The sequence below is a fragment of the Pseudomonas sp. LH1G9 genome, assembly GCF_002949975.1.
GTDB classification, from domain to species: Bacteria; Pseudomonadota; Gammaproteobacteria; order Pseudomonadales; family Pseudomonadaceae; genus Aquipseudomonas; species Aquipseudomonas veronii.
In genome coordinates this window covers 5100051-5113558 of record NZ_CP026880.1, presented here as the reverse complement: position 1 = coordinate 5113558, position 13508 = coordinate 5100051, and the positions used below count along the sequence as shown (strand labels likewise).

10 protein-coding genes and 1 pseudogene are annotated in these 13508 nt (G+C 61.4%); 9 read left to right on the top strand and 2 right to left on the bottom strand.

The window, feature by feature from the left end; all coding sequences use genetic code 11:
* The first annotated feature begins 219 nt into the window (after positions 1–219).
* From gabD to C5F70_RS23550, 3 genes are all read left to right on the top strand, one after another.
* Entirely contained in the window at positions 220–1662 is a 1443-nt protein-coding gene (gabD, locus tag C5F70_RS23560) for an NADP-dependent succinate-semialdehyde dehydrogenase (protein WP_017848616.1), read from the top strand.
* Between the two features lie 181 nt (positions 1663–1843).
* Positions 1844–3121: a 4-aminobutyrate--2-oxoglutarate transaminase gene (gene gabT / locus C5F70_RS23555; protein WP_017848615.1), complete on the top strand. Its 1278-nt coding sequence runs from the start codon at positions 1844–1846 to the stop codon at positions 3119–3121.
* 139 nt (positions 3122–3260) lie between these two features.
* Positions 3261–4469: an HDOD domain-containing protein gene (locus tag C5F70_RS23550; protein ID WP_104904138.1), complete on the top strand. Its 1209-nt coding sequence runs from the start codon at positions 3261–3263 to the stop codon at positions 4467–4469.
* A 64-nt stretch (positions 4470–4533) separates the two neighbouring features.
* On the opposite strand, the gene C5F70_RS23545 is transcribed toward C5F70_RS23550, so the two are convergent.
* Positions 4534–5535, bottom strand: coding sequence for a sensor domain-containing diguanylate cyclase (locus tag C5F70_RS23545; protein WP_046488792.1), 1002 nt, complete (start codon positions 5533–5535; stop codon positions 4534–4536).
* 201 nt (positions 5536–5736) lie between these two features.
* Positions 5737–6921: a delta-9 fatty acid desaturase DesA gene (desA, locus tag C5F70_RS23540; RefSeq protein ID WP_046385075.1), complete on the bottom strand. Its 1185-nt coding sequence runs from the start codon at positions 6919–6921 to the stop codon at positions 5737–5739.
* A gap of 166 nt (positions 6922–7087) precedes the next feature.
* On the opposite strand from desA, the gene dibA reads away from it, so the two are divergent.
* The 6 genes and pseudogenes from dibA to C5F70_RS23505 all read left to right on the top strand — a co-directional run bounded on the left by dibA (position 7088) and on the right by C5F70_RS23505 (position 13466).
* On the top strand, positions 7088–9001 hold the full coding sequence (dibA, locus tag C5F70_RS23535; protein WP_102617784.1) for a phosphodiesterase DibA: 1914 nt from the start codon (positions 7088–7090) through the stop codon (positions 8999–9001).
* A gap of 238 nt (positions 9002–9239) precedes the next feature.
* On the top strand, positions 9240–9422 hold the full coding sequence (oscA, locus tag C5F70_RS23530; protein ID WP_010565387.1) for a sulfur starvation response protein OscA: 183 nt from the start codon (positions 9240–9242) through the stop codon (positions 9420–9422).
* Between the two features lie 177 nt (positions 9423–9599).
* Complete coding sequence (locus C5F70_RS23520; protein ID WP_104904136.1) at positions 9600–10610, top strand: sulfate ABC transporter substrate-binding protein; 1011 nt, start codon at positions 9600–9602, stop codon at positions 10608–10610.
* A gap of 168 nt (positions 10611–10778) precedes the next feature.
* A pseudogene (cysT, locus tag C5F70_RS23515) lies at positions 10779–11596 on the top strand (sulfate ABC transporter permease subunit CysT).
* Between the two features lie 13 nt (positions 11597–11609).
* Positions 11610–12482, top strand: a complete 873-nt coding sequence (cysW, locus tag C5F70_RS23510) for a sulfate ABC transporter permease subunit CysW (protein WP_017848608.1) — start codon at positions 11610–11612, stop codon at positions 12480–12482.
* Positions 12483–12485: 3 nt separating this feature from the next.
* Positions 12486–13466, top strand: a complete 981-nt coding sequence (locus C5F70_RS23505; RefSeq protein WP_104904135.1) for a sulfate/molybdate ABC transporter ATP-binding protein — start codon at positions 12486–12488, stop codon at positions 13464–13466.
* Positions 13467–13508 lie beyond the last annotated feature (42 nt).

The following is a 13508-nucleotide window of genomic DNA, read 5'->3' as shown; positions in this document are numbered from 1 at the left end:
CCGGCAAATAAGCGGTTTTCGTTCTTTTTTTCGAACATCCTATTGCCCTGTACCCCCTTTGATCCTAGGATTCGTTTGAGATTTCAAACGCTCTGTCTCCCGTGCGCTCTCCACTTGCTTGCACGCAGGGGCTGATTTCCCTGACGGCAGCCCCCAAAGGCGCCTTTCAACAACTCTAATTCGCTCCGCGCGCGCGCGGTGCTGTTAAGGAAAGCCGACATGCAGCTTAAAGATGCCCAGTTGTTCCGCCAGCAAGCCTTTATCGATGGGGCTTGGGTCGATGCGGACAACGGTCAGACCATCAAGGTCAACAACCCCGCCACGGGCGAGATTCTCGGCACTGTGCCGAAGATGGGCGCCGCTGAAACCCGCCGCGCCATCGAAGCGGCGGACAAAGCGCTGCCGGCCTGGCGTGCGCTGACCGCCAAGGAGCGCGCCAACAAGCTGCGCCGCTGGTTCGAGCTGATCATCGAGAACCAGGAAGACTTGGCGCGCCTGATGACCCTGGAACAGGGCAAGCCGCTGGCCGAAGCCAAGGGCGAAATTGTCTACGCCGCCTCCTTTATCGAGTGGTTCGCCGAAGAAGCCAAGCGCATCTACGGTGATGTGATTCCCGGCCACCAGCCGGACAAGCGTCTGATCGTGATCAAGCAACCGATCGGCGTGACCGCTGCGATCACGCCGTGGAACTTCCCCGCCGCGATGATCACGCGTAAAGCCGGCCCGGCCTTGGCCGCCGGTTGCACCATGGTGCTCAAGCCTGCCTCGCAAACGCCGTTCTCGGCGTTCGCCCTGGCTGAACTGGCGCAGCGTGCCGGCATTCCGAAAGGCGTGTTCAGCGTGGTCTCCGGCAGCGCCGGCGATATCGGCAGCGAGCTGACCAGCAACCCGATCGTGCGTAAATTGTCCTTCACCGGCTCGACTGAAATCGGTCGCCAGTTGATGGCCGAATGCGCCAAGGACATCAAGAAAGTGTCCCTGGAACTGGGCGGCAACGCGCCGTTCATCGTGTTTGACGACGCTGACCTGGATAAGGCCGTCGAAGGCGCGATCATCTCCAAGTACCGCAACAACGGCCAGACCTGCGTCTGCGCCAACCGTCTGTACGTTCAAGACGCGGTGTACGACGCGTTCGCGGAAAAACTCAAAGTGGCGGTGGCCAAGCTCAAGATCGGCAACGGTCTGGAAGACGGCACCACCACCGGCCCGCTGATCGACGGCAAAGCCGTGGCCAAGGTCCAGGAACACATTGCGGACGCGCTGGCCAAAGGCGCCACGTTGCTGGCGGGCGGCAAGGTCATGGAAGGTAACTTCTTCGAGCCGACCATCCTGACCAACGTGCCGAAAGATGCCGCTGTGGCGAAGGAAGAAACCTTCGGCCCACTGGCGCCGCTGTTCCGTTTCAAGGACGAAGCCGAAGTGATCGCGATGTCCAACGACACCGAGTTCGGCCTCGCGTCCTACTTCTATGCGCGTGACCTGAGCCGTGTGTTCCGTGTGGCCGAAGCCCTGGAATACGGCATGGTCGGCGTCAACACCGGGTTGATCTCCAACGAAGTGGCGCCGTTCGGCGGTATCAAGGCTTCGGGCCTGGGCCGTGAAGGTTCCAAGTACGGGATCGAGGATTACCTGGAAATCAAATACCTCTGCCTGGGCATCTAAGCCCGGCAAGGCATTGCTGCAAACGCAAAGGGCACGAGAGCGCTGACCCTTTGCGTGTTTTACACCGTTATTCGTAGTGGCCGGGAACGCTGTGTCAGTCGATCATCGCATGCTGCCGTAGTTGCCCCCCGCCACGTATTCCTTGAACAACGCCACCCGATGAGTGGCGAATGAGGACTTTATGAGCAAGACCAACGCTTCCCTGATGAAACGCCGCGAAGCCGCTGTACCACGCGGTGTTGGCCAGATTCACCCGATCTTCGCCGAGTCCGCGAAGAACGCCACCGTGACCGACGTTGAAGGTCGCGAGTTCATCGACTTCGCCGGCGGTATCGCCGTGCTGAACACCGGCCACGTACACCCGAAAATCATCGCGGCCGTGACCGAGCAACTGAACAAGCTGACCCACACCTGCTTCCAGGTACTGGCCTACGAGCCTTACGTGGAACTGTGCGAAAAAATCAACGCCAAGGTCCCAGGTGATTTCGCCAAGAAAACCCTGCTGGTCACCACCGGTTCCGAAGCGGTTGAGAACGCCGTGAAAATCGCCCGCGCTGCCACTGGCCGTGCCGGCATCATCGCGTTCACCGGCGCGTACCACGGTCGCACCATGATGACCCTGGGCCTCACCGGTAAAGTCGTGCCTTACTCGGCCGGCATGGGCCTGATGCCAGGCGGCATCTTCCGCGCGCTGTACCCGAACGAACTGCATGGCGTGAGCGTCGACGACTCCATCGCCAGCATCGAACGCATCTTCAAGAACGATGCCGAGCCGCGTGATATCGCTGCCATCATCATCGAGCCGGTGCAGGGCGAAGGCGGTTTCTACGTCGCGCCTAAACCTTTCATGAAGCGCCTGCGCGAACTGTGCGACAAGCACGGCATCCTGCTGATCGCCGACGAAGTGCAAACCGGTGCCGGCCGTACCGGTACGTTCTTCGCCATGGAACAGATGGGCGTGACTGCCGACCTGACCACCTTCGCCAAATCCATCGCCGGCGGTTTCCCGTTGGCCGGTGTGTGCGGCAAGGCCGAATACATGGACGCCATCGCGCCAGGCGGCCTCGGCGGCACCTACGCCGGTAGCCCGATCGCTTGCGCCGCGGCCCTGGCCGTGCTGGAAGTGTTCGAAGAAGAGCACCTGCTGGATCGCTGCAAAGCCGTCGGCGAGCGTCTGGTCTCCGGCCTCAAGGCCATCCAGGCCAAGTACCCGGTGATCGGCGATGTGCGTGCCCTGGGCGCGATGATCGCGATCGAGCTGTTCGAAGGTGGCGACACCCACAAGCCAAACGCTGCTGCCGTTGCCGCCGTAGTGGCCAAGGCGCGTGAGAAAGGCTTGATCCTGCTGTCCTGCGGCCCTTACGGCAACGTGTTGCGCATCCTGGTGCCGCTGACCGCGCCGGACGAGCAACTGGACAAAGGCTTGGCAATCATCGAAGAGTGCTTCTCCGAGCTGTAAGCCCGGGCTGAACCGATCGATAGAAAAAACCCGCTTCGGCGGGTTTTTTTTTACCTGATGCAGCACATTCAGTGGTTGTTCATTGTACGTAGGCCGCCGCATTGTCTAAGGTGCAGGCATTGCAGATGGAGCGTGCAGGATGAGTGCTGTGGATTTACCCGCTGTACCCCGGGTGTTGATTGCTGAGGCAGACCCTTGGTCGCGGGACCTGCTCAAGCAGGTGTTGTTGAATGTGCGTTGCGACGCACGGCTGGATATGTGTGGCGATGGCCGGCAAGCGGCTACGCTGCTGCGCGACAAAGCCTACGACCTGATCGTGGCGGATTGGGAACTGCCGGGCATCGATGGCCTGAGCCTGTTGCGCAATGTGCGTCAGCAGCGTCGCTCGCCCGCGTTGCCGTTCATCCTCTTGAGCAGTCGCAATGACAGCGCCAGCGTGCGTGAGGCCTTGCCCTTGGCGCCCACGGCGTATCTGACCAAACCGCTGAACATGGACGGCCTGACCCAGCGCCTGCAAGACCTGCTGCTCAACGAAGGCGAAAGCGTGTACTGCGAAGTGCCGCGACTGGCGCCGGGCATGACCTTGCCGGTGTTCCTCGAGCGCCGCCGCGACGCCTGCGATGGCGCGCCGCTGTGGGTCGATGTGAAGGCCGCCGTGCAAGACAGCCTCGGGCCGGAGGGCCTGGACCTCAAGTGCCTGGAAGACCGCGTGTGTATGGACCCGCAGATCACCGCCGTGCTGATCGCCGCCGCCAACAGCGCCGGCCATCACGGCACGCCGGTGCAGACCCTGTCGGCGGCGTTGCACAAGCTGCAGGCCGGGCAAAGCATGAACCTGATACTCGGCCTGGCGCTCAAGCACAACGTGGTATTGGGTGATCCAGGCCTGGTGGCGTATGCCGAGCGTCACTGGCAGTTGTCCCAGGACACCGCCGACTACGCACGCCGTCTGGCGCGCATGCTGGAGCTGGACCACGAGCGCTGTTACAGCGCGGGCATCCTGCATCGGCTCGGCGACCTGGCGTTGTTGCGCTGCCTGGAAGACTGGCGCCAGGGTGGCGGGGCGCTGGATGACGCAGCGATTGGCGAGTCGCTGCACGCTTTGGGTGCCGCCTACGGTTCGGCGTTGCGCACGCGTTGGCGCTTGCCGCTGGAACTGCGCCAGTTGATCGCGGCGATCTACTCCCTGGAAGGCGGGGTGTATTCGCGGGAGGCGCTGGTGATGAACCTGGCGGCGCAGATGGCGCGGTTGACCGAGCATGAAGGGCTGGAAGCGCTGGTCAGGAGCAAGACCGCGCGCTTGCTGAAAGTGGGGCTGTCGGAGCTGATGAGGTTGCGCAAGGCCTAAAGGGCTATGAAATTCACATGTGGGAGGGGGCAAGTCCCCTTCCACTGTGATCTGTGTTGATTCTCTAGCCAGCAACCACGCGGTTTTTGCCCAGGCGCTTGGCCTCGTACATGGCGCCATCCGCGCGGGCGAACAGGCTGTCCAGGGTCGAGTCTTGCTCGTTGAGGCTGGCCAGGCCCTGGCTGACCGTCACGGTGAACGCGTGGCCTTCATAGCTGAAGCTCAACGCCTGGATTTCCTTGCCAAGCCGCTCAGCGACCTGCTGCGCCATCTCCGGCGCGCAACCGGGCAGCACGGCGGCGAACTCTTCGCCGCCAATGCGCCCGAACAGGTCGCCACGGCGCAGTACGCCACGACCGCTCTCGGCAATGCGCCGCAACACCTGATCGCCCTCCAAGTGGCCGTAGGTGTCGTTGACGTCCTTGAAGTCATCGATGTCCAGCAGCAGGAATGCCAGCGGCGCAGCCTGGGCGCGGGCGCTGTCGAAGGCCTGGTTGGCGCATTCGAAAAAGTGTCGGCGGTTGCTGCTCTGGGTCAGCACGTCGGTGGTGGCCAGGCGGTGCAGTTCCAGCTCCAACTGTTTCTTGTCGGTGATGTCCTCGGCCATGCCGACCACGATCAACGGTTCGCCCGGTTCGGCCTGCTGGTTGATGTAGCACTTGTCGCTGAGCCAGCGAATCTGCCCGCCGGCCGTGATGATGCGGTACTCGCGGTCTTCCACGGCGCCTTGTTCGAGTACGCGGGCCAGGCTGTGTTCGGCGTAGTCGAGGTCTTCGGGGTGAATGCTGTTGCGCCATTCCCGGTGGTCGGCCAGCAGCATGCCGGCGGAACGGCCAAACACCCGCTCATACGCCGGGCTCACATACAGCACGCGCCGCGACGCCCAGTCGATGGCCCATAGCACCGCATTCACGCTGACCAGCAGGGAACTGAGTAATTGCTCACGTTCACTCAGCCGCTCGACCTCGCCCTGGGCGTGCATCAACGCCAGCAAGGTTGCTGCGGCTGCGGGGCGTGGGGGTTCAGCGGTGGGGGGAGCGGGCAGGTGCGTTTTTTCTTGGACCATCGGCACAACTCTCTCTGGGCGCGCCGCAGGGTTCAGCAGCGGTCACAACAAGGGGCCACCATGATGGCGAAGTGTTGTTTGAGAGGGGCGAATTGCGTCTAAGTTCCGTCATTGGGGGCGATTGTGACGGATTTATGGGTGTCTGGAGAATGGCGTCAAAAAAGCGATCAAAGGGGAAGGCAAGCCTTCCCCTCCGCGTGTTCACACCGTTGCAGGGCGCAACGAGTAGGTCTTCAATTGGTGGGCAAAATCGCGCAGGGACTGGATGCCGCTGGCCTCGGCCTCATGCACCCACTCCTTGATCGCGGCCAGCATATCGTGGCCGTTGGAGCTGGTCTTGAGCCAGATCTGCTGCAGGGCCAGACGCTTTTCGTAGATCACTTTCAGGGCCTGGCTGTGTTCCAGCATGCTCTGGATACGCAGGTGGTGGCGGTCATCCAGCAGGCTGGTTTCCCGCGACAGCAGGCGCTTGGCACGGTGGAACTGGTGGCGCACCGAGTGATCGACCTTCTCCAGTTCCTGCTTGACCAGCGGGCCGATCACCAGCTTGCGGTACTGGGCCATGATCTGGAAACGGTTGTTGAGGATCGCCATGGCGGTGTCCATGTCCAGGTGGCCCTTGCCTTCGACACGGTGGGCAATCGGCGCGACGCGCTGCACCTTGGCCAGGCGCAGCAAGCTGAACAGCTTGATCCACGCCCAGCCGAGGTCGAACTCCCATTTCTTCACCGACAGTTTGGCGGAGTTGGGGTAGGTGTGGTGGTTGTTGTGCAGCTCTTCGCCGCCCACGATGATGCCCCACGGCACCAGGTTGGTCGCCGCGTCCCGGCATTCGAAGTTGCGATAGCCCACGGCGTGGCCGAGGCCGTTGATCACACCGGCGGCCCAGAATGGAATCCACATCATCTGGATCGCCCAGATGGTGATGCCGATGGTGCCGAACAGCAGAAGGTCGATCACACCCATGATTGCCACACCCAAGAGCGGGTAGGGCGTGTAGAGTTTGCGTTCGATCCAGTCGTCCGGGCAGTTCTTGCCGTAGATGCGCAGGGTCTCGGGGTTTTCCGCTTCGGCGCGATAGAGCTCGGCACCTTTGCGCAATACGGTAGACAGGCCTTTAATGACGGGGCTGTGCGGGTCGTCGACGGTTTCGCATTTGGCGTGATGCTTACGGTGGATGGCGGTCCACTCGCGGGTGTTCTGCGCCGTGGTCAGCCACAGCCAGAAGCGGAAGAAGTGTTTCAGGCCGGCATTGAGCTCCAGGGAGCGATGGGCTGAATAGCGGTGCAGATAGACGGTGACCCCAATAATGGTCACGTGGGTCATCAACAGGGTGACTGCCACCAGTTGCCAGGCTGACAGGTCAAGAAAACCGTTGTACCACATAGGCTGTATGGCCCTCAGATAAAGAAAAAAACAGCTCACGCATTATCACTAAGCTCACAGAGAAAACCAGCCGACCTTTCAGATAGGAGTGACGGGATGTTTCTTATTCTATAATCCGTAACCTTTGTAGGGCGAATCTAGCTTTTTAGTAAGGATTACTGGCCATATGTTGTTCTCATACCGAGGTGCCCGGCGCGCGGGGTTGGTATATCTGCTGGTTTCGCTGCTGTGGGTTGTGCTTACTCACCGGGTATTGATCAAGTTCCTTGATGACCCGGTTGAGTTAGATCAGTGGCTGCAGCTGCGCGGCTATGTGTGGGTGGCCCTCAGCGCCCTGGTGATTTACCTGATTTGCGCGCGCTTTGCGCGCGTCAACGAATTGCAGCAACCGCTCAAAGAGAGTCGTGAGCGCCTGCGCCAGGCCGCTGCCGTGTTCGATTGCACCCGTGAAGGGGTGCTGGTCACCGATGCCAAGGGGCAGATCGTCCATGTGAACCGGGCCTTTATGGCGATCACCGGCTATCGGCGCGAAGATGTCATGGGCGAGCAACCCAGCTTGTTCAAGTCAGGCCGCCATTCGTCGAGTTTTTACCAGCAGATGTTCCTGGCCCTGGAGCAAACCGGCGAGTGGAGCGGGGAAATCTGGAACCGGCGCAAAAGCGGCGAGATTTATCCACAGTGGCAAACCATCCGGGTGATTCACGACGACCTCGGCCATGTCAGCCATTACGTCGCGGTGTTTTCCGATATCAGCGCCATCAAGGATTCCGAGCACGAACTGGCGCACCTCGCGCACCACGACCCGCTGACCGACCTGCCCAACCGCCTGCTGTTCACCGACCGCGCCGAACAGGCCCTGGCTTCGGCGCAAGTGCATAAACGCGGTTGTGCGTTGCTGCTGCTCGACCTGGACCACTTCAAGATCATCAACGACAGCCTGGGCCATAACGTCGGCGACCAGTTGCTCAAATTGGTCGGTGAACGCCTGAGAAGCCAGTTCGGCACCGGCGTGACGCTGGCGCGGCTGGGCGGGGACGAATTCGCGGTGTTGGCGGAAAACTGTCCACAGGTGGTGCAGGCCGCCGCGCTCGCGCAACGCATGCTCGATGCGATGAAACTCCCGTTCAATTTCGACGGCCACCAATTGTTTATCAGTGCGAGCGTTGGCATCAGTCTGTTTCCCAGCGACGCGCTGAGTGCCCAGCAGTTGTTGCGTAACGCCGATTCCGCGTTGTTCAAGGCCAAGAGCGTCGGCCGTGAAGGCTACGCGTTGTACACCGAAGAGTTGACTGCCCACGCGCAGAACCGCGTGGAAATTGCCGGCGAACTGCGCCGCGCCCTCGACCAGCAGGAGCTGCGTGTCTACTACCAGCCGGTTCACGACCTGCACACCAGCCGCCTGATCGGCGTCGAAGCCCTGGTGCGCTGGCAACACCCGGAGCGTGGCCTGGTGCCGCCGGTCGAGTTCATCCCCATCGCCGAACGCACCGGGTTGATTGCCGATATCGACGCCTGGGTCATGCACGAGGCTTGCGCCCAGATGTGCCAGTGGCTGGAGGACGGCGTGCCGTTGAGGTTTATCGCGATCAACGTGTCCAGTCGCTTGTTTGCGCGACGCGAGTTGTATGAGCAAGTCGCCAAGGTGCTGCACGACACTGGCCTGGACCCGGCTTACCTGGAGCTGGAAGTCACCGAAAGCGCGGTGATGGAAGACCCCGAAGTGGCCCTGGAACAACTGCACCGCCTGCGCGAGCTGGGCCTGCGCCTGGCCATTGACGACTTTGGCACCGGCTATTCGTCGCTGCTGCGCCTCAAGCGCCTGCCGGTGCAGAAGCTCAAGATCGACCAGGGCTTTGTCGCCGGGGTGCCGTGGGATGAAGACGACGCCGCCATCGTGCGCGTGGTGATCGCCCTGGCGAAAAGCATGGGCATGCAGGTACACGCCGAGGGGATCGAACAGGTGGAGCAGGCGCGGTTCCTGCTGGAGCAAAACTGCGACATGGGCCAGGGCTATTGGTTTGGCCGCCCGATGCCGGCGTGTGAGATCGATTGGGACCGAGCCCCCGCCATCCCGAGTTGAAATGCAGTCAAGTGTGGGAGGGAGCAAGCCCCTCCCACAATTGGATATTCGCCAGGCTCGATTTTGGCACTTGGCCACAAAACGCCGTCGTAACCCCACGTCCGGCCAGAAAATTCTTTCTGGTTATATAAACATTCTTAAATAGTATTTTTAAGAATATCCGCGCTTATCTACTATCGCCCTCACGCCGCAAGCAGTGCCGCCACTGCGCGGCACTCTTCATTTCAGGAGCGAGACCATGAGCGCATCTCTACGTAGCGTCGACGGCCAGGACGAAGCAGCCATTTTGCGTGAGATCCAGAGCGCGTTGCGCGATCTGCGCTTTGGCGCGGTGGAAATCACTGTACACAACGCTCAAGTAGTACAGATCGAACGCAAAGAAAAATTCCGCCTGCAGAACCCGGGTAACAAACCGGCCTGAGCAAGAGCGGCGATAGACCCATCACTATAAGAAATGCCCCTGTAGGCGCGAGCTGGCTCGCGAAAAGCTTGAAGGCAACGCGTTGCACCTGATGTGCAGCGTTATCGTTGACGTTTTTCGCGAGCAAGCTCGCTCCTACAGTCGTCAGCCAACACCCCGGAATTTCAGGAGCTTTCTATGTCGTCGATTCGCCGTTACGCCCTGGCTGCCTTGGCCAGCGCCGTGTTTGCCGGGTCTGCCGTTGCCAAGGACTACGAGTTGCTCAACGTCTCGTATGACCCGACCCGTGAGCTGTACCAGGACTACAACGCTGAGTTCACCAGCTACTGGAAACAGTCCCACCCCGGCGACAGCGTCAAGATCCAGCAATCCCACGGCGGCTCGGGCAAACAGGGCCGTGCGGTGATCGACGGCCTGCGTGCCGACGTCGTGACCCTGGCCCTGGCCGGTGATATCGACGAAATCGCCAAGTTGGGCAAGACCCTGCCGGAAAACTGGCAGACCCGCCTGCCGGATGCGAGCACCCCGTACACCTCGACCATCGTGTTCCTGGTGCGCAAGGGCAACCCCAAAGGCATCAAGGACTGGGGCGACCTGATCAAGAAAGACGTGTCGGTCATCACCCCGAACCCGAAAACCTCCGGCGGTGCGCGCTGGAACTTCCTCGCCGCCTGGGCCTATGGCCTGAAAGCCGGTGGCAGCGAAGCCAAGGCGCAGGAATACGTCAAAGAGCTGTTCAAGCACGTACCGGTCCTCGACACCGGGGCGCGCGGTTCGACCATCACCTTCGTCAACAACGGTCAGGGTGACGTGTTGCTGGCCTGGGAAAACGAGGCGTTCCTGGCATTGAAAGAAAACGGCGGCGCCGACAAGTTCGACATCGTCGTACCGTCCCTGTCGATCCTCGCCGAGCCGCCTGTGGCCGTGGTCGACAAGAACGCCGAGAAAAAGGGCAACACCGAGATCGCTACCGAGTACCTCAAGCACCTGTACAGCCCGGCTGGCCAGGAGATTGCGGCGAAGAACTTCTACCGCCCACGCGATGAGAAAATCGCCGCCAAATACGCCCAGCAGTTCCCGAAGCTGGATTTGGTGACTATCGACAAAGACTTCGGCGGCTGGAAAACTGCGCAGCCGAAATTCTTTAACGACGGTGGCGTGTTCGACCAGATCTACTCGGCGCAATAAAAACACCGCCCTCTGTAGGAGCGAGCTTGCTCGCGAAGAAGGTCCAGGCACCGCATGCACCCAGAATGTGCGCGTTATCGTTGACGTTTTTCGCGGGCAAGCCCGCTCCTACAGAGCACGCATTCACCTGCGGGTTTTGTGTGTCAGACCTGCTAACCAAGGACTTTTATGTCGCGTCGTATTTCCCCCGTCATACCCGGCTTCGGGCTGACGCTGGGCTACACCGTGGTGTACCTCAGCCTGATCGTACTCATCCCCCTCGCGGCGATGTTTGTACACGCCGCTCAACTTACCTGGGATCAGTTCTGGAACATCATCACCGCACCGCGTGTGCTGGCGGCATTGAAGTTGAGCTTCAGCACCGCGCTGTACGCCGCGCTGATCAATGGCCTGATCGGCACGCTGCTGGCCTGGGTGCTGGTGCGCTACACCTTCCCCGGGCGCAAGATCATCGATGCGATGATCGACCTGCCGTTCGCCCTGCCCACGGCCGTCGCCGGTATCGCGCTGACCGCGCTGTACACACCGACCGGCCTGGTCGGCCAGTTCGCTGCCGACCTGGGCTTCAAGATCGCCTACAGCCCCTTGGGCATCACCCTGGCGCTGACCTTCGTCACGTTGCCGTTCGTGGTCCGCACGGTGCAGCCGGTCCTCGCCGATATCCCCGGGAAATCGAAGAAGCCGCCGCCTGCCTGGGCGCCAAGCCGTTGCAGGTGTTCCGCTACATCCTCGTGCCCGCGTTGCTGCCTGCCTGGCTGACCGGCTTCGCCCTGGCGTTTGCCCGTGGCGTCGGTGAGTACGGTTCGGTGGTCTTCATCGCCGGCAACATGCCGATGAAGACCGAGATCCTGCCGCTGCTGATCATGGTCAAGCTCGACCAGTACGACTACCACGGCGCCACCTCCATCGGTGTGCTGATGCTGGTGGTTTCCTTCGTGTTGCTGCTGCTGATCAATTTGCTGCAGCGGCGCATCGAACACCCATAAGGAGGCGCGGAACATGTCCCAATCGTCTATCTCCGCCGCGTCCTCGGCCAACGCTGCCCGGCGTGGCAGTGCGTTGTCGCGGCGCATCCTGATCAGCCTGGGCTGGCTGGTGTTCTTCCTGTTCCTGGTGCTGCCGCTGTTTATCGTGGTGTCCCAGGGCTTGAAGAATGGCCTCGGCGCGTTCTTCACCGCGATCCTCGAGCCCGATGCGCTGTCGGCGCTCAAGCTCACGGTGGTCGCCGTGCTGATCTCGGTGCCGCTCAACGTGGTGTTCGGCGTCAGCGCCGCATGGTGCGTGAGCAAGTACTCGTTCCGTGGCAAGAGCATCCTGGTGACGCTGATCGACCTGCCGTTCTCGGTGTCGCCGGTGATCGCGGGCCTGGTCTATGTGCTGATGTTCGGCGCCCAGGGCTTCTTTGGCCCGTGGCTGCAGGCGCATGACATCCAGATCGTGTTCGCCTTGCCGGGCATCGTGCTGGCGACCATCTTCGTCACCGTGCCGTTCGTGGCCCGGGAGCTGATCCCGCTGATGCAGGAACAAGGCACCCAGGAAGAAGAAGCCGCGCGGCTGCTTGGCGCCAATGGCTGGCAGATGTTCTGGCATGTCACCGTGCCGAATATCAAATGGGGCCTGATCTACGGCGTGGTGCTGTGTACCGCGCGGGCGATGGGTGAGTTCGGCGCGGTGTCGGTGGTGTCCGGCCACATTCGCGGCGTGACCAACACCTTGCCGCTGCACGTCGAGATTCTCTACAACGAATACAACCACGTCGCCGCGTTTGCGGTGGCGAGTCTGTTGCTGATCCTGGCGCTCTTCATCCTGCTGCTCAAGCAGTGGAGCGAGAACCGTATCAACCGCCTGCGCGCAGCTGCGGCTGAGGAATAATCCATGTCCATCGAAGTCCGTAATGTCAGCAAGAACTTCAACGCCTTCAAGGCCCTGAACAGCATCAACCTGGACATCCAGAGTGGCGAGCTGGTGGCGTTGCTGGGGCCCTCCGGCTGCGGCAAGACCACCTTGCTGCGCATCATCGCCGGTCTCGAAACCCCGGATACCGGCAGCATCGTGTTCCACGGTGAAGACGTCTCCGGCCACGACGTGCGTGATCGCAACGTCGGGTTTGTGTTCCAGCACTACGCGCTGTTCCGCCACATGACCGTGTTCGATAACGTCGCGTTCGGTCTGCGCATGAAGCCAAAAAACCAGCGCCCGAACGAAAGCCAGATCGCGGTCAAAGTCCACGAACTGTTGAGCATGGTGCAACTGGACTGGCTGTCCGACCGCTACCCGGAACAACTCTCCGGTGGCCAACGCCAGCGCATCGCCCTGGCCCGCGCCCTGGCGGTGGAGCCCAAAGTGCTGCTGCTCGACGAACCCTTCGGCGCCCTCGACGCTAAGGTGCGCAAAGAGCTGCGCCGCTGGCTGGCGCGCTTGCACGAAGACATCAACCTGACCTCGGTGTTCGTGACCCACGACCAGGAAGAGGCGATGGAAGTCGCCGACCGTATCGTGGTGATGAACAAGGGCGTGATCGAGCAGATCGGCTCACCGGGCGATGTCTACGAAAACCCAGCCAGCGATTTCGTCTACCACTTCCTCGGCGACTCCAACCGCCTGCACCTGGGGGGCGACCAACACGTGCTGTTCCGCCCCCACGAAGTGTCGCTGTCGCGCCATGAACTGGAAGACCACCATGCCGCCGAAGTGCGCGATATCCGGCCGCTGGGGGCGACCACGCGGGTGACCTTGAAAGTCGAAGGCCAGAGCGAACTGATCGAAGCCGAAGTGGTGAAAGACCACGACAGCCTGATCGGCCTGGCACGAGGCGAGACCTTGTTCTTCAAACCCAAGGTCTGGCAAAAAGCCTGAACACACTGCAATAACAAATGTGGGAGGGGGCTTGCCCCCGAT